This is a genomic window from Arthrobacter sp. ZGTC212 (genome assembly GCF_002929255.1).
GTDB classification, from domain to species: Bacteria; Actinomycetota; Actinomycetes; order Actinomycetales; family Micrococcaceae; genus Arthrobacter_B; species Arthrobacter_B sunyaminii.
Map to the genome: position 1 here is coordinate 188,180 of NZ_PJIJ01000002.1, position 19,435 is coordinate 207,614.

The 19,435-nt window shown below is 64.7% G+C and carries 17 protein-coding genes; 11 read left to right on the forward strand and 6 right to left on the reverse strand.

What is annotated here, in order from left to right:
- Positions 1 to 7: 7 nt before the first annotated feature.
- Complete coding sequence (locus CXQ89_RS07450; protein WP_104161396.1) at positions 8 to 985, forward strand: aldo/keto reductase; 978 nt, start codon at positions 8 to 10, stop codon at positions 983 to 985.
- Between the two features lie 312 nt (positions 986 to 1,297).
- Here the strand turns inward: CXQ89_RS07450 and CXQ89_RS07455 are convergent, their stop codons facing one another.
- Positions 1,298 to 1,930, reverse strand: coding sequence for a DUF3267 domain-containing protein (locus CXQ89_RS07455; protein ID WP_104160817.1), 633 nt, complete (start codon positions 1,928 to 1,930; stop codon positions 1,298 to 1,300).
- A gap of 220 nt (positions 1,931 to 2,150) precedes the next feature.
- Here CXQ89_RS07455 and CXQ89_RS07460 point away from each other — a divergent pair, with 220 nt between their 5' ends.
- Both CXQ89_RS07460 and CXQ89_RS07465 read left to right on the forward strand, forming a co-directional pair.
- Positions 2,151 to 2,762: a dihydrofolate reductase family protein gene (locus CXQ89_RS07460; RefSeq protein WP_104161397.1), complete on the forward strand. Its 612-nt coding sequence runs from the start codon at positions 2,151 to 2,153 to the stop codon at positions 2,760 to 2,762.
- 496 nt (positions 2,763 to 3,258) lie between these two features.
- Positions 3,259 to 4,107: a hypothetical protein gene (locus CXQ89_RS07465; protein WP_104160818.1), complete on the forward strand. Its 849-nt coding sequence runs from the start codon at positions 3,259 to 3,261 to the stop codon at positions 4,105 to 4,107.
- A 417-nt stretch (positions 4,108 to 4,524) separates the two neighbouring features.
- Here CXQ89_RS07465 and CXQ89_RS07470 read toward each other — a convergent pair whose 3' ends face one another.
- Positions 4,525 to 5,199 (reverse strand): maleylpyruvate isomerase family mycothiol-dependent enzyme, encoded by a 675-nt coding sequence (locus tag CXQ89_RS07470; protein WP_104160819.1) that lies wholly within the window; start codon positions 5,197 to 5,199, stop codon positions 4,525 to 4,527.
- A 71-nt stretch (positions 5,200 to 5,270) separates the two neighbouring features.
- On the reverse strand, positions 5,271 to 5,711 hold the full coding sequence (locus CXQ89_RS07475) for a cytidine deaminase (RefSeq protein WP_104160820.1): 441 nt from the start codon (positions 5,709 to 5,711) through the stop codon (positions 5,271 to 5,273).
- A gap of 69 nt (positions 5,712 to 5,780) precedes the next feature.
- Here CXQ89_RS07475 and CXQ89_RS07480 point away from each other — a divergent pair, with 69 nt between their 5' ends.
- The 6 genes from CXQ89_RS07480 (at position 5,781) to CXQ89_RS07505 (ending at position 12,559) form a co-directional block, all read left to right on the forward strand.
- Entirely contained in the window at positions 5,781 to 7,025 is a 1,245-nt protein-coding gene (locus CXQ89_RS07480; protein ID WP_104160821.1) for an MFS transporter, read from the forward strand.
- Between the two features lie 146 nt (positions 7,026 to 7,171).
- A complete protein-coding gene (locus CXQ89_RS07485) occupies positions 7,172 to 7,549 on the forward strand; it encodes a hypothetical protein (protein WP_146067208.1) in 378 nt (125 codons plus the stop codon).
- Positions 7,546 to 9,153 (forward strand): cell wall metabolism sensor histidine kinase WalK, encoded by a 1,608-nt coding sequence (locus CXQ89_RS07490; RefSeq protein WP_219815573.1) that lies wholly within the window; start codon positions 7,546 to 7,548, stop codon positions 9,151 to 9,153. The genes CXQ89_RS07485 and CXQ89_RS07490 overlap by 4 nt, the downstream gene beginning before the upstream one ends.
- On the forward strand, positions 9,150 to 9,809 hold the full coding sequence (locus CXQ89_RS07495) for a response regulator transcription factor (RefSeq protein ID WP_104054601.1): 660 nt from the start codon (positions 9,150 to 9,152) through the stop codon (positions 9,807 to 9,809). Before CXQ89_RS07490 ends, CXQ89_RS07495 begins: the two co-directional genes overlap by 4 nt.
- On the forward strand, positions 9,806 to 11,329 hold the full coding sequence (locus CXQ89_RS18320) for an SLC13 family permease (RefSeq protein WP_104160822.1): 1,524 nt from the start codon (positions 9,806 to 9,808) through the stop codon (positions 11,327 to 11,329). The genes CXQ89_RS07495 and CXQ89_RS18320 overlap by 4 nt, the downstream gene beginning before the upstream one ends.
- Before the next feature lie 27 nt (positions 11,330 to 11,356).
- Entirely contained in the window at positions 11,357 to 12,559 is a 1,203-nt protein-coding gene (locus CXQ89_RS07505; RefSeq protein ID WP_258059954.1) for a glycerate kinase, read from the forward strand.
- A gap of 135 nt (positions 12,560 to 12,694) precedes the next feature.
- On the opposite strand, the gene CXQ89_RS07510 is transcribed toward CXQ89_RS07505, so the two are convergent.
- The 3 genes from CXQ89_RS07510 to CXQ89_RS07520 all read right to left on the reverse strand — a co-directional run bounded on the left by CXQ89_RS07510 (position 12,695) and on the right by CXQ89_RS07520 (position 16,666).
- A complete protein-coding gene (locus CXQ89_RS07510; protein WP_104160824.1) occupies positions 12,695 to 12,985 on the reverse strand; it encodes a DUF4287 domain-containing protein in 291 nt (96 codons plus the stop codon).
- Positions 12,986 to 13,277: 292 nt separating this feature from the next.
- Positions 13,278 to 15,419 (reverse strand): 3-hydroxyacyl-CoA dehydrogenase NAD-binding domain-containing protein, encoded by a 2,142-nt coding sequence (locus tag CXQ89_RS07515; RefSeq protein WP_104160825.1) that lies wholly within the window; start codon positions 15,417 to 15,419, stop codon positions 13,278 to 13,280.
- Positions 15,419 to 16,666, reverse strand: coding sequence for a thiolase family protein (locus CXQ89_RS07520; RefSeq protein ID WP_104103095.1), 1,248 nt, complete (start codon positions 16,664 to 16,666; stop codon positions 15,419 to 15,421). Before CXQ89_RS07520 ends, CXQ89_RS07515 begins: the two co-directional genes overlap by 1 nt.
- 296 nt (positions 16,667 to 16,962) lie before the next feature.
- Here CXQ89_RS07520 and CXQ89_RS07525 point away from each other — a divergent pair, with 296 nt between their 5' ends.
- Positions 16,963 to 18,312 carry a hemolysin family protein gene (locus CXQ89_RS07525; RefSeq protein WP_104160826.1) on the forward strand — a complete coding sequence of 450 codons (1,350 nt, stop codon included), beginning with the start codon at positions 16,963 to 16,965 and terminating at the stop codon, positions 18,310 to 18,312.
- Complete coding sequence (locus CXQ89_RS07530) at positions 18,309 to 19,349, forward strand: hemolysin family protein (protein WP_104160827.1); 1,041 nt, start codon at positions 18,309 to 18,311, stop codon at positions 19,347 to 19,349. Before CXQ89_RS07525 ends, CXQ89_RS07530 begins: the two co-directional genes overlap by 4 nt.
- Positions 19,350 to 19,435: the final 86 nt, after the last annotated feature.

Here is a 19,435-nt window from a genome sequence, read left to right on the forward strand (position 1 = left end):
GGGCTCCATGACTTCTTACAACAGACTCGGAAATTCCGGCCTCACCGTCTCCACTGTGGGACTGGGCTGCAACAACCTCGGACGACCCGGAACACCCACCGAAGTTCAGGAGGGAACCGACGCCGTCGTTAACGCGGCCATTGACGCGGGAATCACCCTCTTCGACGTCGCCGACAGTTATGGCGCTGTTCCGGGGCTCAGCGAGGAAATGCTCGGCAAGGCGCTGGGGAACCGGCGCGGGGACGTAGTGCTGGCCACCAAGTTCGGCATGGACATGAAGGGCGTAAACGGCCGGGACTTTGATGCCCGCGGTTCGCGCCGGTACATCGTTAAGGCTGCGGAAGCTTCGCTGCGCCGTCTGGGCACGGACTGGATTGACCTCTACCAGTTCCATACACCGGATCCGCTCACGCCGATCGAGGAGACCCTCGCGGCTTTGGATGACCTGGTCACCAGCGGCAAGGTGCGCTACATCGGCCACTCCAACCGTGCCGGCTGGGAGATTGCCGAAGCTGAATTCACTGCACGGATGGGCGGCTACACGCCGTTCATCTCGGCGCAGAACCACTACAACCTGCTGGACCGGCGCGCAGAGCTTGAGGTTGTTCCCGCAGCGGAAGCCTACGGGTTGGGCATTCTGCCGTACTTCCCGCTCGCCAACGGATTGCTGACGGGCAAGTACAGCAGCGGCAAGGCCCCCGAGGGCAGCCGGCTGACCCACTCCCGGCAGAACCTGTTGGAAAATGCTGATTTCGACCAGCTGGCTGAATTCGGCACGTTCGCCAAGGACCGCGGGCTCACCGAAGTCGAGGTGGCCTTCTCCTGGCTGGCCGCACAGCCTGCTGTCTCTTCAGTCATCGCCGGTGCCACCTCGGTGGAGCAGGTCCGGCAGAACGCCGAAGCGGCATCATGGGAGCCGTCGGAGAAGGATCTGGAGGAACTGGACCGGATCTTCCCGCGGACGCCGAAGGTTGCCTTGTTCTAGTTCTCGCATCCCGTCGCCTTGGGTGCGCCGGAGGATCCGGAACGGCGGCAACGAAAATCCCTGCTCGCAGAGCTCGCCGGGATTATTAAAGCCGCCTAACCCGGGCCCTCCGGCGTCATGCACAGCCCTGCTCACCCCGGGTGTCAAACACCAGGGGCAGCAGTTCGCGGGCGGCGATACAGGTTGGCCGGGCTAGTAATCCGCGAACATCTGCCGGTCGCGTCCACACGGACTTTCAATTGTCGTCCGGGCGGGGTCAATCAAGGCCTGTTCAGGTGCCGCAAGTTCGTGCGTCGTGTGGGCTGGTTTCGTTCACGGCCCTTGCTGGCCCGGAGTCGAATGACCCGGATCGACGGTATGCCCGGGTTCTCGGGGAACGAAGATCCGAACTTTGGCGCCGTCGTCCTGTACCAGCGCACCAGAGGGCTGCCCACGTACCGCACCTATGAGTACAAAGTCCCCAGCCGAACCGGCGAAATTCAGGGTGAGCACGACATACGCGGTTAGCCGGAAATCAGCGGGAAGCAGAAACCATGCTGCGAGCAGGACAGCTCCCCACACGATGCACGGCGCCAAGGCTGCGATCACGAAACTTCGGTGGCTGAGGTACGCCCGGCTTCCTGTGGTGAGGAAGGGGAAGGCCATCCCGTAAGAGGGCCGAATACCGGTCAGAACATGTACTGCAACGCCGTGGGTCGCTTCGTGAACTGCCATATAAACGAGGACGGAAATCGCGGTCACTGCGATGGTGCCCCAAAGACTCCAGCCAGAGGTGAGAGGCAGAGCGAACACCAGAGCTGCGGTGCCGGCAGCAAGGACAATGAGAAGGAAGAGGGACTGGGTGGCGAGCTGGAACTTCCGCTCGCTTTTGATATCGATGGTCTGGTGGAGGAGATAACCAGTCGGGAGTGCTGAAATCCCGCGTGCCTTGGCCTGACCTGTCATGTCTTTCCTCCGAGTCCGCCTTCTACGTGCTTGCAGCCGTCCCGGCGAGTGCAGCACACTGCAGCGCCCGCGGCAAGAGAGACTGGGGCAGGGTCCAAGGGGCTCCGGAGGGCCGTGGCATGGATTGACAGTCGTCCGTCAAGGCATAATCCTGCTAAACGGCCGGTGGATGTCCCGGCGTGACGCGATCAGCAAAGACCGTGAGGCGAAGGAGGGCAGCGTGGGAACAATCTCCCTGGACCTGTTCATGAGCATCGACGGCGTGTATCAGGGCCCTGGCAGCGCTGACGAGGACCCGTCTGATGGCTTCACCCTGGGAGGCTGGCAGGCAGCCTATTCGGACGCCGAGACGGGCCGTGCGATTATGGCCGGCATAAACCGGATGGACGCGCTGCTGCTTGGGAGAAGAACCTACGACATCTTCGCCGGCTACTGGCCGCAGCGTGGGACTTCGAACCCCATTGCCGAGAAGTTCAATTCCGTGGCCAAGTACGTCGTGTCCCGGACAATGGACGACGCCGGCTGGCAGGGGACGGCGGTCCTCCCGGAAGTTGAACAGGCAGCCGGTCTCAAGGGTAAGTATGAGGACATCCACGTTGTGGGCAGCGGTGCCCTCGCCGGGTCGCTGCTGGACTCCGGCATCCTCGATCGACTCAACCTCTTCATTTATCCCTTGACGTTGGGTACCGGCAAACGGATCTTCACGGCAGGAAGAAGTGTGCCGGCGGCTTTCACGTTGGCCGGGACACCGCAGGCCTTTCCTTCCGGGGTGCTCCGCGTGGTCTACGATCGCTCAGGTGCCCCAGTGACGGGGATTACTGCGGGGGAGTAGGTCGCTTTGCTGCTTCGGCCGCGGAACCGGGAAGCCGCGGTTTGGAGCAGGTCCAGAAAAACGCTGAAGCCGCCTCCTGGGAGCCGTCGGAGAAGGACCCGGAGGAGCTGGACCGGATCTTCCCGCGGATGCCGAAGGTGGCTTTGTTCTAAGCCTTTTGGCCGAGCGGCACCTTGGGTGCGCAGGAGGTCCCGGAACGGCGGCAACGAAAATCCCTCGCTCGCAGAGCTCGCCGGGATTATTAAAGCCGCCCTAACCCGGGCCCTCCGGCGATGGTGTACCCGACAGCATCCGGGATCAGGGATCGAAGCAACCGCAAACGTCGAGACCTCCCGCTGACGGTGTCGGTCAGGAAGTCTCCGAAATGATGACTCCATGGATTTTTACTATCCTTAATAAGGAGCCATCTCGTCGCGTGGCCGAGACTGCGGCCAGGGAATAGGGTGAGCGGCGCGGGGCTGCCCTTCCATCCCCAATCCGGAGAGAGGAACCCCTGGTGCAGATTACCACCGCGAAGCTGGCGGGTATCGCCGCCGCTGTAGCCCTTGTCGCCGGGGCGGCCGGAGGAGTAGCCGGTGCCAGCCTTGCCGGTGACAGCACTCCCGACGTCATCGAGACGCCGCAGCCGACCGTGTCCGCGATGGCCCCGACGCTGCCCGCCGAAGTGCAGGATGCCCCTGAGGCGCCCGCTGAAGTCGTCCAGCAAATTGAAGCAAACGTAACCGTCAATGACGTGGATATTACCGACGCCCGCGTCTACACGGTCGCGGACATTGACGTAGTGGTAGCAGTGGTTAGCAGCGTTGATGTGGACGTTAACGCCGTCGGCATCTGGACTATGGAAAACAACGTCATTGTCGGCGCGGCGAATGCCCCTGCCGCCGAAACCACAGACTTTGAGCAGGTCGACCCGCCCTCGGAAGTGGCGGAAGTGGCCGCTGAAGCAGAAGTCCCTGTGGGCGCTGTGCCCGCGGCAGGCGGCGATCGCGTCCCCGCCGCCCAAGCGGTCCCACCGGAAGTGGTGGAGGGGATTATCCGCCTGAATTGGGAAGGTGACGACCCATCACTGTACTTCGAGGACCCCGTAACCGCCGGGATGGTGGTCGCTGAAGGGCGTTACTACGTGGCTCTTTCATTTCGGGTGCAGGACTACGAAAGCAACGAGCATAGTCACGGCGTGGGCGTATGGGTAGGCGATGCTCTGGACCGCAAGTCCCTGGTGCCGGCCAACAATGCCACGCGCCGCTTCACTCCTACTGTTCCGCAGGCTACCGACGCAGATCCGGATGCCGTTTCAGCCGCGATGCGCACCGTAGGGTGGGGGTGGGACAGAGGGCGCAATTAGTGCGGCCAATGGCGAGACCACAGAAGCATGGTTCTTATGCAATCCGCCCTGGCAGACCGTCGACGCGAACATCCGTGCTGAAGTCCAGCTCGACGCAGCTTTCCATGCCTACGTCAAGGAACACGGCGTGATCCGGCCCTTCGTCGCGCATCGAACGGAGACGGTGCATTGCGCGCCTCTACGGACAGCAGCGCATCCTCGCTGCGGTTGAGAACAAAGCTGACCCAAATGCCCGGCTACATCGTGGACCGTCGCCCAGGATCATGCACAGGTCGATGTCCTCGGGACCGGCCTCCGCACCTTCGTCCAGCGTCCGGCCGATCTCATCTGCCAGCGCGCGCGTGCGGCAGCGTTTAGCGAGGGGGGGCGGGAGGGGGCAGGATCTGCACGCAACACCTCTCGGTCCGCTGGCAGCAATTACGGGGTCTCCTCCGTGCCGCGGATGAAGGACGCGGCCCCTGGACCGGCCAATTCGTGGGGGAGCACGGGACGTCCGGACACTGCAAGCAGCAACACGATGGCCGGACCCCGCACCTCCGGGCCGGACCCATGACGAAACCCTTCGTCCGTTGCCACCAGCCGCCAGCCTTTCGCGCGTTCCTTGCCGCCCCCGGTTTTGATGCTCGTTTTCAGTTGGTACTTCAGCGCAGTGACAACATGGGCAGGGGGATACGTTCGGTAAATCCCCACGGGGCGCCGGATATCCTCGCCGTGGATAAACGCTTCAACCAGTCGAGTGGCGAGGGGAACCGGCGGTCCGGTTTTTCTGGCTTGGACTGACTTCAGCCTGTCCAATGTGCGGACGGGGTCTTCCGCACGTTCCCGGGCGACACCCTGGGCGTTGGCGCGGTCAAAATCGAAGCGGGCAGCGATGAGGCTGCCGACAAAGCCTAATCGGTTGGTTTTCGCCGTATCGACAAGATGAGCAAGCACGTCGTGCACACTCCAGTCCGGGCAGAGGGACGGAGTCTGCCACAGTGAGGGCTGCAACTGCTCCAGATCAGAAATCAAAGCGCGGCGTTCCTCGTGCACCACAGGCCAGATGCGGGAACCTGCCCCTGATGATTTCCTGAAGGGAAGAGCTTTCACCATGGTCAGGACTCTAACCTGAACCCACGCCGTTTGGCCGACCAGCCTTCAAACCGGATTGTGCCGGACGGTGCTCAGCTGTGCTCCCCGCTGGTGTCGAAGCCCAGGGGCAGCAGCTCGCGGGCAGCGATGCACACCGGTCCCGCCGCCGTTGGCATAATCACCTCGATGCCCGGATAGTAGTCGGCGAGGATCTGCCGGTCCCGGCCGCACGGACTTTTGACTCCCCGTCCGTGATTACCCACCGCAACAATGTGGGTCAGGTCGGTGGCGCCGGCGGCCCTTGCCGCCCCGAGTGCAACGAGTTCGGCGCACGGACCACCGGTGAAATGGTAGAGGTTGACTCCAGCGAACATGCGGCCGTCGGCGGACCGGACTGCTGCGCCCATGGTGTGAATGCCGTCTTCGCCTGGGCCTGCGTCGGTAGCTTCATCAATAGTCGTGCGGGCCAGCTCGATAAGTGCCTGTTCGATGACCGGAAGGGTGCCGGGTCTTTGGTTTGGGTTTTCATTCACGGGCCCATGCTAGCCGCTGGCTGCAGCAGCAGCGCGCCAGTAAACACGGCCAGCGTGTACGCTCAACTGATGTCTCTTGGCCGCGGATTCAGCGTTCTTTGGAGCGCCAACGCTGCATCGAACCTTGCAGACGGGCTGGCGTTTGTGTCCATGCCGCTGCTGGCGGCATCCTTGACGGATGACCCGCGGTGGGTGGCCGGTCTCGCAACGGTTTACGCCCTGGTGCGCCTGCTCGTGGCGCTGCCCATTGGTGTCTGGGTTGACCGAGCGGATCGGCCCACGCTTCTCGCCTTCGCCAATATTCTGCGCGGCTGCACTGTCCTGGCGTTCGCACTGTGCCTCCAGTTCGGAGCAGGCAGCCTGCTTCTGCTGTACATAGTGTTTGCGCTCATCGGAACTCTGGAAAGCGCCGCCGACAACGCCTCAATGTCACTCGTTCCCGCCCTCGTTCGTGACCGAGACCTGGACCGGGCAAACGGCCGCATCTCAGCAACCCAGATTATTGCCGACGAATTCGCCGGCCCGCCGCTCGGGGGACTTCTCTTCGCTCTCGCTGCGGCGGTTCCGATCTTCGCCATGGGCGGGCTCTGGACAGCAGCCGGTTTCCTGGCGCTGGCGCTGCCCAAGCGGCTCACGGGTGCAGCCATCGCAGGGGTCACCGAGCCGAAGTCCGGACGCGCAACGCTGTGGGCAGAGGCAGCAGCCGGTGCCCGCTGGTTGGGCGGAAACCGCGTGGTCGGCGCCTTGGCGCTCATCGGTGCACTGGCCAGCGTGGGCTATATGCTGCCCTTCTCGATTCTGGTGCTCTTCGCGCAGCAGCAACTCGACGTCGATTCCGCCGGGTATGGCGTCATCCTCGCGGCCTCCGCCCTCGGCGGGTTGGCCGGATCCTTTGCAGCACCCCGGATCCGTTCAAAGATCGGATACCGGTGGACTATCGCCGCCAGTCTCCTAACCGGTGCTGTCTCCCTTCTCGCCCTGTCGGCCACCGACAACGGCGTGGTGGCGGCACTCCTGCTGGCGGCCTACATCCTTCATGCCGTCATCTGGGGAATCTGCGCAACATCGCTTTGCCAGCGCCTGGTGCCGGATGAACTTCGGGGCCGGGTCAATGCGGCTTCACGCGTGTTGGCGCTCCTCGGCCTCGCTCTCGGATCCGCGCTTGGCGGCGTGCTCGCCGTCGTGCACATCGCACTGCCGGTGTTGGCCGGCGGTCTGGTGTTCTTGGTGTGCGCCGTCGCCGCCGTCTTCCTGTTCCGGCCAACGGACCCGCGCAACCGCAAACCGACCCGTGCCAGAGCAGTAAAGCGTTGACCCAGGCTCCCGTCTCGCTGTGGGCTGACGGTGCGATGACATGCGTTGGGCGTCCTCCCGTCGGGACCGGGTCCCCCCACGGGCAGATGAAGACTTGTTAATCTGCGTTTCATAGTGGCCTCATAAACGGTTGGCACTATGAAGGCATGCAAACCACGCGACGAGTATGCCTGTTGGGAGCGATGCTGCTGGTGCCCGTGCTCCTGGCGGTGGCCGGAGGCTTGCTTTCAGCGCCTGCCGGACCGCCGAAGGTGGACACGAGCCCGGTCCAGTTGGGCCCGGGACCCGACGGCACTCCGGCTCTCGGCCTGGAGCCCCGGGAAAGTCCGGCGCCCAGCCACCCGCCCGCCAACCCGGATCCGCCTCCACCGGCGGTTGAGACCCCACCGGCAGTCCCCGTCCCGGCCCCTGCGCCTCCCGCAGCTCCCATCCCGGTGCTTCCCCCAGTGGTCATTGATGACGACGACGATGATGACGGAGCGCCGGATGACGACGCCGTCGACGGAGAGCCGGACGACGAATGACCATGATCAAAGCGGATCAGGTCCGCGCTTCCATTCCGGCTCCTCCTGAACGGCGTCCCCTGGGCAGCTGTGCTGAGCCGAGGGCCGGCTCCAGGGTTCCCGCCCGCTGGCGGATCGCCGGCTGGATTCTCCTGATCACGGCCCTGACCCTGCTGGCGGTCCTGCTGACCATGAAATCGTTGCTCCTCAACGGCACCCGTGCGCAGGTTCACCAGGACATCACCCAGGAGTTGCAGGAATTCCGTGCCTTCGCCGCCGAAGGCGTTGACCCCACCACCGCCGCTCCATTCACCTCCATCGAAAAAATGCTGGAAGTCTTCCTCAGCCGACAGGCGGCAGCCCGGGGAGAAGTCATCGTGGGGAGCATCGGACAACGAGTTCTGTATACGCCGGTTGGGGCGCTTAGCTCGCCCACCGGCGGCCACAACCTCCCCGAAGATGAAAAGCTGATGGACGGCATCCGCTCCGGCAATGCTGCTTCGGGCATAGCCCAAACCAGTGCGGGGGAGATGCAATGGGCCCGGCTCCCGGTCGTCTCCGGGAGCGAGACCGGCCACCTGATCGTCGGCGTCTACATGGCACCGCGGGAGGAAGAGGTCGCCGACACCGTCCTGACCATCTTCTTCGTGTCACTGGGCGGGTTGGTGGTGACCGCCGCCATGGCGTGGCTCGTTGCCGGACAGATCCTCTCGCCCGTCCGTGAAGTACGCCGGGTCGCTGAGGACATTTCGGAAACCGATCTCACGGCGAGAGTGCCGGTGCGCGGAAACGACGACATTTCCGCCCTGGCGGTGACCTTCAATACCATGCTGGACCGGCTGGAATCGGCCTACCTGACGCAGCGTGCGTTCGTGGATGACGCCTCGCATGAGCTCCGCACTCCCATCACCGTGATCCGTGGCCATTTGGAACTGATGGAGGACAACGAAGCGGACCGAGGCCGGACCCTGGCCCTGGTTGACAGTGAGCTGGCGAGGATGGGCCGGATCGTTTCGGACCTTTTGCTGCTGGCCAAGGTGGACCGCCCCGGTTTTGCCCAGCCGCGGGCAACTGACACTGCGGCACTGCTGCTGGATATTGAAGCCAAGGCTCAAATTCTGGGTGCAAGGGGCTGGCCGATCCTGGAGATTGCCGAGGGGCGGATCACTGTGGATGCGCAACGCATCACCCAGGCGGTGCTGCAGCTTGCCACCAATGCCTGCCAGTATTCACCTGAGGGAAGCACCGTCAGCCTGGGTTCGCGGTTCGAGGGAGAAGGGTCCGGACGGCGGTTCACCATATGGGTATCGGACCAGGGACTCGGGGTGGACGAGCAGGAAGCATCCCGAATTTTTGGCAGGTTCCACCGCGGTCAGGCAGCGAACGGAACGGCGGGGGCACGGCCGGGGGCCGGTCTTGGCCTGGCCATCGTGCGCGGCATCGCTGAAGCCCACAACGGCACGGTCTGGGTCCGCAGCAGACCCGGGTACGGCGCAACCTTCGGCATGACAGTTCCCTCCCCGGAACTTCCCTGTGACCTGATCAAATCCAGCGCAGACAGCGCACAGCGTCACGACGGCGCTGCCGAGGGCCCGACCAACCACGCAAAGGACGAGAACCGATGAGCAGGGTTTTGATCGCTGAGGACGACCGGCGGATAGCAGATTTCATTGAAAAGGGTTTGCGGGCGGCAAACTACACCTGCATCACCGTGGACGATGGTGCCAGCGCGCTCCTGCTGGCACGGTCGGGCGGGTTCGGCATGATCATCCTGGACATCGGTCTCCCCACACTGAGCGGATTCGAAGTGCTGGAACGGCTCCGCAGCGAGGGGTCCAAAACTCCGGTCATCGTCCTGACGGCGAGCGATTCGGTGGCTGACACGGTGTACGGGCTGGAGAGCGGCGCCAACGATTACATGACCAAACCGTTCCAGTTCGCGGAGCTGCTGGCCCGGGTCCGTCTGCGCCTTCATGACGACACAGATGCCGCGCCGGTATCAACACTCACCCACGGGGACATGGTGCTCGACATGCGGAGCAGGCGGGTGCGCGTCGGGGAGTGCACCGCAGACCTGACGGCCCGCGAGTTCTCCCTGCTGGATGTCTTCCTGCGCCATCCCGGACAGGTCCTGAGCCGGGAACAGCTGATCTCGCACGCATGGGATATGGACTTCGATCCGGCGTCAAATGTGGTGGATGTCTACGTGCGCGCATTGCGGGCCAAGATCGGGGCAGGCAGGCTGGAAACTGTCCGCGGCGCGGGATACCGGCTGACATGAGCGAAATCTACTACAGCACCGCAGACCATGACGCGGACTGCCGTCCGGCGGCCGCCGCCACCGGCAGGCGTTTCCCTGGCACTCTTAGGCTTGCCGGCACCGTTGCCCTCGTACTCGCACTCGGCTTGATGGCTGCCCTGGTGGTCAACGCAGTCAACGGCTGGGGGCTGGGCGGACCGGCGGCCGTCACGCTGTGCATCTTCATCGCGGCGGTATGGTTCTGGATTTTCTCGCCGGTGGAGGATACCTATGTGGCTCTGGGTGCCGCCGTCGCGCTGGTGATCAGCGGGGTGCTGCCTTCGGAGAGCCTTTTTGCCGCGCTGGGGGAGGACACGGTCTGGCTGCTCATGGCCGCCTTCGTTATCGCCAGCGCTGTGGCATCCACTGGCCTGGCCGGCAGGGGCGCGGCGTTCATAATTTCCGGCGCCCGATCAGTGCGCCAACTGGCCCATTTGTCCTGCCTGGGCCTGATCGTGACGGCCTTTGCCATTCCTGCCACATCGGGGCGGGCGGCCCTGGTCCTTCCGATCTTCCTCACGCTGCGGCGCGTGCTGCAGGACCGGCCGACCGTGGTGAAGATGCTGGCGGTGCTGTTTCCTACGGTCATCCTGCTGTCCGCCGTCAGCTCGTTCCTGGGCGCGGGCGCGCACCTGATCACCAGCCAGATTCTGCAAGCCGCCGGCTATCCCGGTTTTGGCTTCGCCTCCTGGCTGCTGCTTGGGCTGCCTCTGGCCTTGGCCGCATCTTTCCTTGCCACGGAACTGGTCCTCAGGCTCTTCACGGACCGGAGTGACCGTGCAGAACCGCTGCGCATCAATACCGCGCGGTTGCAGGAGGACAACCCGCAGCGCATCAGCGGACCTCTGGCACTTGCCGAGCAGCGTTGCCTGCTGCTGCTCTGCACCGTCGTTGCACTGTGGTGCACCGAATCGATTCACGGACTGGACCCGGCCCTGGTGGCGCTCATCGGGGCGCTGGTGGTCTGCCTGCCGGCCTACGGGGCAACCGATCTCGGAACGGCGCTCAAGACAGTGCCCTGGTCGATGCTGATCTTCATGGCGGCCACCCTGGCCCTGGGATCCAGCCTGGTGTCGACGGGCGCGGCAGACTGGCTGGCGTCCTTGATCCTCGGGCCGGTTTCCTTCTTCGGTGCGGCCAAACCTTATGTCTTCGTCGTGGTTGTTGTCGTGGCTTCAACAGCTGCCCATCTGGTCATTCAGTCTCGCTCGGCGCGCTCCGCCGTCCTTATCCCGGTCATTGTGGCGTCTGCTGGTGCGATGGGGGTGGAACCCATGGCGGCAGCCTTCGCGTCCACCGCGGCTGCAGGTTTCTGCCACACCTTGACCAGCTCGGCCAAACCCGTCGCGATCTTCGCCGAGACCGGCGGGCACGTGAACTACGTCCCTGCCGATCTGCTCCGGCTTTCCGTCTGGTTGGCACCCCTCAGTGCCGGGCTTGTGCTGCTGTTCAGCCTTGCGGTATGGCCCCTGCTGGGCCTGCCGATCATCTCCTTACCGTAACCCCCAAGAAAAGGTGTCCTCATGGTCATGACCATTCCGCAGCGAATTCTGGTTGCTCCCTCAGGTTTCAAGGAAAGCCTCGACGCTGTGCAGGTCGCCGGCGCCATTTCCGCAGGAATCAGGCGCGTCATTCCCGGCGTCAGCATCAATGCGGTCCCCATGGCCGACGGCGGTGAAGGGACAGCGGCGGCCCTTGCCAGTGCGACGGCGGGAAAGATCATCCGCACCAGGGTCACCGGTCCGGTGGGCCGGATGGTGGATTCGCACTTCGCCATCCTGGGCAAGGCTGGCCAGCCCACTGCCGTCGTCGAGATGGCAGCTGCAGCCGGCCTGCGGCTGGTGCCCGCCAGCAGGCGCGATCCCGGGATGACTACCTCCCGCGGCGTCGGGGAACTAATGGTCGCCGCACTGGACCAGGGCGTGGAGCGCATAGTGGTGGGCTGCGGCGATTCGGGAACTTCGGACGGAGGAGCGGGCGCCTTGCGGGCCCTTGGTGTCAAAATTCTCGACAAGCACGGCAACGATGTGCCCGACGGCGGTGCTGCGCTGGCGCAGGCGGCGAGCCTCGACTTCTCCGGGCTGGACCCCCGGATCTCCGGGTGCCGGCTGGAACTGGCGGTGAATCCCTACAACGTCCTGTGCGGTCCGCAGGGGGTGGCGAGGGTCTTTGGCCCGCAAAAGGGTGCGACGCCGGACCAAGTGGAGGAGCTCTCCGGCGGCCTGGACCATTGGGCGAAGCTGCTGGCGGATGCCACCGGCACGCCCGAGGATTATCTGCGGTCCGGGCCCGGCACCGGCGCTTCGGGCGGTCTCGGCGCCGGGCTCGCCGCGGTGGGAGGCGTGCTGGTGCCGAGATTTGAGCTGCTGCTGGACTCCGGCCTGGCCGGGATCGACCTGGATGCAGGCATCGCCAATGCTGATCTGGTGGTCACGGCGGAGGGCGCCATCGATTTCCAGACCCCCCGCGGAAAGGTGCCGGCGGAGGTTGCCCGGCGTGCTCAGCTCGCTGGTGTGCCCGTGCTGGCTTTCGCCGGGTCCATCGGCAAGGACGCCTCGGCCGTCCATGCCGCCGGGATCGACGCCATTGCAGGCATTATTCCCATTCCGATGGAGCTCAAACGTGCTGTCGCAGAGGGTGCCATCCTCCTCGAGGAAGCAACGGAGCGCACCTTCCGGGTCCTGCTTTTGGGATCGGCCATATCCTCAAGAATTGCTGCTGCGGCGGCCTAATCCGTCGCGGTCCAGCCACGGTGGGGCTGGGTGGCAGCGCGGCCGTGACTTTGATGCCAAAGCTCGCGCCGGTGAACGCCGATGAACGGGGCATCGAGAGACTGCGATCGCTCCGCCGTTCCGGTCGCCGGGCGGTCAGGAGGGTTTGTTGTCTTTTCCGTCCAGCCACAGGGCGTCGGACTCATCCCGGTGGGAGCCTTCCGTTCCCACGTGCTTGGCATCAATGTCGGGACCCTTTTTGATAATGTGCACCACAGCCATGCCATGACCTCGGCCGAGACCGTAGTCCGTTTTGAGCCATTCGAGGATCTCGCCGGCTTTCACTTCCGGGGCGTCAAGACCTTTGTCTTTTGCGAGCTGAAGAAGCTGGCGGGGCGTAAGGCCGGTTTTGTCTTCAACGGCGTCGAGGTAGGCCTGGAATGACATGGCGTGTCCTTCGTTTCTGGTTGTCGCGGCAGGAAACGTTCGGGAGGGTCACATGCTGACGCTAGTGACGCATACAGAGGGGGTCAAGGCCGTTTGGGGTGTGGCGATGACGCGCGCTGGTGACTAGCCGCGGTGTTAGCACCAAGCGCCGGACGGACTGGGTTAGGCGGCTTTAATAATCCCTGCGAGCTCTGCGAGCTGGGGATTTTCGTTGCCGCCGTTCCGGTCCACCCCGGCGCGGACAAAAGGAGGGCCCCCACCGAAACCGGCGGGAGCCCTCCTTCCCAGCAGACTAGGAGGCGGCCGAAACCGTTTCCTTCGCGGCGTGGAACGTGCGACCCAGCACCCGCTCGGACGCGCCGACACGGTCCAGGTACGGCGTGATGCCGCCCAGGTGCATCGGCCAGCCGGCGCCCAGGATCATGCACAGGTCGATGTCCTCGGGACCGGACACCACGCCTTCGTCCAGCATGCGGCCAATCTCATCCGCCAGGGCATCCTGCGTGCGCCGCAGGACTTCCTCGGAGGTGGACGGCGTGTTGCCGAAGTCCAGCATCGCCAGCGTTTCGGCCGGGATGTACGGCTTCCCGTCCTCGTCCTTCTGCCAGAGCGACTTGATGCCGGCGTCGATGATCTTCTGGGAGTTCTTCGACAGCCAGAACCGCTCGCCGAACGCTGCGTGCAGGGATTCCTGCACGTGCTGTCCCACCGGCAGGCCCACCAAAGCCAGCAGGGTGAACGGCGACATCGGCAGGCCCATGGGGCGCAGCGCATTGTCGGCGGTCGCGGCGTCGGTGCCTTCGTCGAAGACGGCGGTGATCTCGCCGAACATGCGGCCCAGGATCCGGTTGACCACAAACGCGGCGTCATCCTTGACCAGCACGGCGGTCTTCTTCAGCGCCTTGGCCAGGACAAACGCGGTAGCCAGCACGGCGTCGTCGGTCTTGGGGGCACGCACAATTTCCAGCAGCGGCATGACGGCCACCGGGTTGAAGAAGTGGAAGCCCACCACGCGCTCCGGGTGCTGCAGGTCAGCGGCCATCTCCGTCACGGACAGTGATGAAGTGTTGGTGGCCAGGATGCACTCGGGGGAGACCACGGCCTCCACCTCGGCGAACACCTGCTTCTTGACCGAGAGTTCCTCGAACACGGCCTCGATCACGAAGTCGGCATCCGAGAACGCTTCCTTGGATACCGAGCCCGAGACCAGAGCCTTGGTGCGGTTGGCGGCGTCGGGGGAGATGCGATTCTTGGCCAGCAGCTTGTCCACCTCGGCGTGCACGTAGCCCACGCCCTTGTCCACGCGCGCCTGGTCGATGTCCGTCATGACAACGGGCACCTTCAGCTGCCGTGCGAACAGCAGGGCGAGCTGGCTGGCCATTAGGCCGGCACCCACCACGCCCACCTTGGAGACCGGGCGGGCAAGCTTCTTGTCCGGTGCGCCGGCGGGGCGCTTGCCGCGCTTCTGGACCAGGTCCAGGAACGCGTACACGGTGGAGTGGAACTGCGGGGTCTGCATCAGTTCAGCCAGCGCTTCGCACTCGGCGTCGCGGGACTGCTCGGCGGTCCAGTTCTTCCCGGCCTCCAGCAGATCCAGCACCTTCGCGGGAGCCGGGGCTGCGTTGGAGGTGCGGGCTTCCACCACGGCACGGCCGTGCGCGACGGCGGCGTCCCAGGCTTCGGGGGTGGCGGACGGATCCGCGGCGTTCGGCCGGGAGACGGCAACTTCACCGGTAATGACGCGGGCGGCCCAGGCGAGGGACTGCTCCACGAAGTCTGCCGGTTCAAACATCGCGTCGGCGATGCCCAGCTTGAACGCTGCCGGACCGGAGAGGGTCCGGTTGTTGCTCAGCGGGTTTTCGATCATGACCTTGACGGCGTTCTCGGGTCCGATCAGGCGCGGCAGGATGTAGACGCCGCCCCAGCCCGGTACCAGGCCGATGAAGGCCTCAGGCAGGGCGAGTGCCCCGGCACCGGTGGACACGGTGCGGTACTGGGACTGCAGGGCAATTTCCAGCCCGCCGCCCAGCGCCACGCCGTTGATGAACGCGAAGCTGGGTACGCCCAGGGTGTGCAGCTTGCCGTAAACCTCATGGCCCAGGCGGGCCATGGCCAGCCCGTCCTCGTAGGAAGCCAGCTTCTGGGTGGCGGAAAGGTCTGCGCCGGCCACCAGGTAGTGCGGCTTGCCGGTGACGCCCACGCCCACAATTTCGCCCGCATCGGCGCGTGCCTTCAGGGAATCCAGGACTTCGCCCAGTTCCAGCAGCGTGTTGGGGCCCAGCGTGGTGGGGCGGGTGTGGTCGACGTCGTTGTCCAGGGTGATCAGCGCAAAGGTGCCGGCGCCGCCGGGCAGCGCGATGTCTGAAACGTAGGAGTGGGTGACAACCTCGGTGGGGAAGAGGCCCGCGAGGCGCTGGTAATCGGGAGCAGACATTACTTCGTGGCCTCCGTGGACTCGGTGTCGGTGTTGTAGTCGGGGTGGTTCGGGTTTTCCCAGATGATGGTGGCGCCCATGCCCAGGCCGATGCACATGGTGGTCATGCCGTAGCGCACGGTGGGATCTTCTTCGAACTGGCGGGCGAGCTGGTTCATCAGACGTACGCCGGAGGAGGCCAGCGGGTGCCCGACGGCGATGGCGCCGCCGTAGCGGTTGACCCGGGGGTCGTCGTCGGCGATGCCGTAGAAGTCCAGGAAGGAGAGCACCTGGACGGCGAAGGCCTCGTTGATCTCGAACAGTCCGATGTCCTCGATGGACAGGCCGGTCTGCTTCAGCACCTTCTCGGTGGCCGGCACGGGGCCGTAACCCATGACCTCCGGTTCGACGCCGGCAAAGGCGTAGCCGACCAGGCGCATCTTGACAGGCAGGCCCAGTTCCTCGGCGGCATCGGCGGAAGCGAGCAGCGCGGTGGTGGCGCCGTCGTTCAGGCCCGAGGCGTTGCCGGCGGTGACGCGGCCGTGGGCGCGGAAGGGCGTGCGCAACTCGGCGAGGTCCTCGACCGTGGTGCCGGGACGGGGTCCTTCATCCACGGAGTTCAGCGTCCAGCCCTTGCCGGCCTTCTTGGAGGCAACCGGGACCAGATCCGGCTGGATCAGGTTGTTGGCGTAAGCCTTGGCGAGCTTCTCCTGGCTGGCGGCGGCGTACGCGTCGGTGCGTTCCTTAGTGATGTCCGGGAAGCGGTCGTGCAGGTTCTCGGCGGTGTTGCCCATGTTCAGGGCGGCCGGGTCCACGATCCGTTCGGTGACGAAGCGGGGGTTGGGATCGGCGTCCTTGCCCATCGGGTGGTTGCCCATGTGCTCCACGCCGCCGGCAATGACGACGTCGTACGCGCCGAAGCCGATGCCTGAAGCCGTGGTGGTCACAGCCGTCATGGCGCCGGCACACATGCGGTCAATGGCGAACCCGGGGACGGACTGCGGCAGCCCCGCCAGCAGCGCGGCGGTGCGGCCGATGGTCAGGCCCTGGTCACCGGTCTGCGTGGTGGCGGCGATAGCCACCTCATCAATGCGTTCCGGAGGAAGCGAGGGGTTGCGCCGCATCAGTTCGCGGATGCACTTGACCACCAGGTCGTCAGCGCGCATTCCCGCGTACATGCCTTTTTCGCCGGCTTTTCCGAACGGGGTGCGTACTCCGTCAACGAAAACTACGTCCCTGATCTGCCGTGCTCGGCTTTGTGGGCTCACGTGCAACTCCTCTTTGAGATATGAAACGGAACACTGTCCGGTGACCGATGTTACTCGTCGGTAACATAGGCTGCAAGCGCCGTGCCCCCGACACTACCGACATACCGCCGGCAGGCGTAACGGATGTCATTGCCGCACCGAAATGTCCTCATCTGTAAGCGAACGGTTGCCGGCTCAGCATTCGTCCAGACTTTTCACGTATTATCGTCGGACTATGGATGACCCTCCCTCACATAAACCCTTGCCCCTCCACGCTCTGACCGGACTTCCGGCCACAACCAGAGAGGGGCGCCCCAATGTATGAGCTGATCATGCTCGCGGTCGGCCTCGTTCTAACGGTCGGCACCGGATTGTTCGTTGCCTCGGAATTTTCGCTGGTCAATCTTGACCGCAATGACCTGGAGGCACGGCAGGCACAGGGCGAAAAACGCCTCGGCCCCACCATCAAAGCCCTCAAGATCACGTCGACGCACCTCTCGAGTGCGCAGCTGGGCATCACGCTCACCACGCTGTTGACGGGCTACACCTTTGAACCGGCCATCAGCTCACTGCTGCGCGAGCCGATGCTGGCCGTCGGAATTCCGGAAGCAGTCGTCGGCGGAGCAGGTGCCGTTATCGGCATCTTCCTAGCCACGGTGTTCTCGATGATCATCGGCGAACTCGTGCCCAAGAACTTCGCCCTGGCCCTTCCGCTGGCGACCGCCAAGGTGGTTATTCCGTTCCAGACCCTGTTCACCACGGTGTTCAAGCCCGTCATTCTGCTGTTCAACAACACCGCCAACGCGATCATCCGGTCCTTCGGCATCGAACCCAAGGAAGAGCTATCCGGTGCCCGCAGCGCCGAGGAACTGAGCTCCCTGGTCCGCCGCTCCGCGCTGGAAGGCGTCCTGGACCTGGACCATGCACAGCTGCTCAGCCGCACCCTGCGGTTCTCGGACCACACGGCGGCCGACGTCATGACTCCCCGCGTCCGGATGCGCTCAGTCGCAGCAACCGACACAGCCGAACAGGTCATCGAGGCTGCCGTTGCCACCGGTTACTCCCGGTTCCCGGTGATCGGCCGCGACTCCGATGACATCCTGGGCGTGCTGCACGTCAAGCAGGCCTTCGCCGTCGCGCTTCCCGAGCGCAGCGGCATCACCGCCGGAGACCTCATGGTTGAAGCCCTCCGGGTGCCCGAATCCATGGGCGTGGACTCCCTCCTCGGGCTGCTGCGCCAGCAGGGCCTGCAGGTGGCGGTGGTCTCCGACGAGCACGGCGGAACCGCCGGCATCGTGACCCTGGAAGACCTCGTCGAGGAAATCGTCGGCGAACTGGAAGACGAACATGACCGCGCCCGTGTCGGCGTCGTCCGCTCAGGCCGCTCGCTCACCTTTGACGCGTCGCTGCGCCCGGACGAGCTGCGGGACCGCACCGGCGTCGTCGTGCCCGACGGCGAGGAATACGACACGCTCGCCGGCTTTGTCACCGACCGTCTGGACCGGATTCCGGAACTCGGCGACGAGGTAGCCCTCAAGAACGGTGTCCTGCGCGTGGAACGCGTGGTGGGAACCCATGTGGAGCGCCTGCGCTTCACCCCGACGGAGGGATCGCTGCCGAGCACCCACGACCAGATCATTGATGAGCTTACGAAGGACCTGGCATGAGCGAATATCTTCCCGGAATCATCTGGCTGTTTGTTCTTCTGGTCGTCAACGCCTTCTTTGTCGGAGCGGAGTTTGCGGTCATCTCCGCCCGGCGCTCCCAAATCGAACCCAAGGCGGAAGCCGGGTCGAAGGCCGCCAAGACTACTCTCTGGGCGATGGAACATGCCACGCTGATGCTCGCCACGAGCCAGCTCGGCATTACCGTCTGTTCGCTGGTGATCCTGAACGTCTCGGAACCGGCGATTCACCACCTGCTGGAAATCCCGCTGGGCCTGACCTCGCTGTCCGGTGAGGCCATCGGCATTATTGCGTTTGTGGTGGCCCTGCTGCTGGTGACGTTCCTGCACGTGGTCATTGGCGAGATGGTCCCCAAGAACATCTCCTTCTCCGTGCCCACCCGCGCCGCACTCATTCTGGCTCCTCCGCTGGTGATGGTGGCCCGGATCTTCAAGCCGGTGATCTGGTCGCTGAACGGGATTGCGAACGGAATTCTGCGCCTGTTCAAGGTGGAGCCCAAGGACGAGGCCACCAGCGCCTACACCATGGACGAGGTGGCCAACATCGTGGAGCAGTCCACCCGCGAAGGAATGCTGGACGATGCCAGCGGCACCCTCAGTGCCGCCTTCGAATTCACCAACAAGACCGTTGCCGATGTTGAGGTGCCCATCGACCGGATGGTACTCCTGCCGGAAACCGCCACGCCCGCCGACATCCAGGAGGCGGTGAGCCGCCACGGCTACTCCCGCTACATCCTCACGGACGACGACGGTGACCCCAGCGGGTACCTGCACCTCAAGGACGTCATGGACCTGACCAAACCGGAGAAGTTCGCCGCTCCGGTGCCCGCCAAGCGCATCCGCCGGCTGGCTTCGGCCTTCGTCGGCAGCGAGCTCGAGGATGCCCTGGCCACCATGCGCCGCACGGGTGCCCACGTAGCCCGGGTGTTCGACGCCGAGGGCAACACCACCGGCGTGCTGTTCCTGGAGGACATCATCGAAGAACTGGTGGGTGAGGTGCAGGACGCCACCACCGTATAGCGTCCGGCATCCCAGCCAACAGGTTCCTGACACCGACACCGGCATGGATCCGATGCCGCCGGCCGCCCTCCCGGGCAGCCGACGGC

Bases quoted from the DNA above. Each gene is read 5' to 3' on its own strand.
- CXQ89_RS07455 (WP_104160817.1), bottom strand. From the start codon at position 1,930: ATGACAGGTCAGGCCAAGGCACGCGGGATTTCAGCACTCCCGACTGGT.
- CXQ89_RS07480 (WP_104160821.1), top strand. From the start codon at position 5,781: ATGTCTCTTGGCCGCGGATTCAGCGTTCTTTGGAGCGCCAACGCTGCA.
- CXQ89_RS07450 (WP_104161396.1), top strand. From the start codon at position 8: ATGACTTCTTACAACAGACTCGGAAATTCCGGCCTCACCGTCTCCACT.
- CXQ89_RS07505 (WP_258059954.1), top strand. From the start codon at position 11,357: ATGACCATTCCGCAGCGAATTCTGGTTGCTCCCTCAGGTTTCAAGGAA.
- CXQ89_RS07470 (WP_104160819.1), bottom strand. From the start codon at position 5,199: ATGGTGAAAGCTCTTCCCTTCAGGAAATCATCAGGGGCAGGTTCCCGC.
- CXQ89_RS07525 (WP_104160826.1), top strand. From the start codon at position 16,963: ATGTATGAGCTGATCATGCTCGCGGTCGGCCTCGTTCTAACGGTCGGC.
- CXQ89_RS07510 (WP_104160824.1), bottom strand. From the start codon at position 12,985: ATGTCATTCCAGGCCTACCTCGACGCCGTTGAAGACAAAACCGGCCTT.
- CXQ89_RS07495 (WP_104054601.1), top strand. From the start codon at position 9,150: ATGAGCAGGGTTTTGATCGCTGAGGACGACCGGCGGATAGCAGATTTC.
- CXQ89_RS07530 (WP_104160827.1), top strand. From the start codon at position 18,309: ATGAGCGAATATCTTCCCGGAATCATCTGGCTGTTTGTTCTTCTGGTC.
- CXQ89_RS07490 (WP_219815573.1), top strand. From the start codon at position 7,546: ATGACCATGATCAAAGCGGATCAGGTCCGCGCTTCCATTCCGGCTCCT.
- CXQ89_RS07485 (WP_146067208.1), top strand. From the start codon at position 7,172: ATGCAAACCACGCGACGAGTATGCCTGTTGGGAGCGATGCTGCTGGTG.
- CXQ89_RS18320 (WP_104160822.1), top strand. From the start codon at position 9,806: ATGAGCGAAATCTACTACAGCACCGCAGACCATGACGCGGACTGCCGT.
- CXQ89_RS07515 (WP_104160825.1), bottom strand. From the start codon at position 15,419: ATGTCTGCTCCCGATTACCAGCGCCTCGCGGGCCTCTTCCCCACCGAG.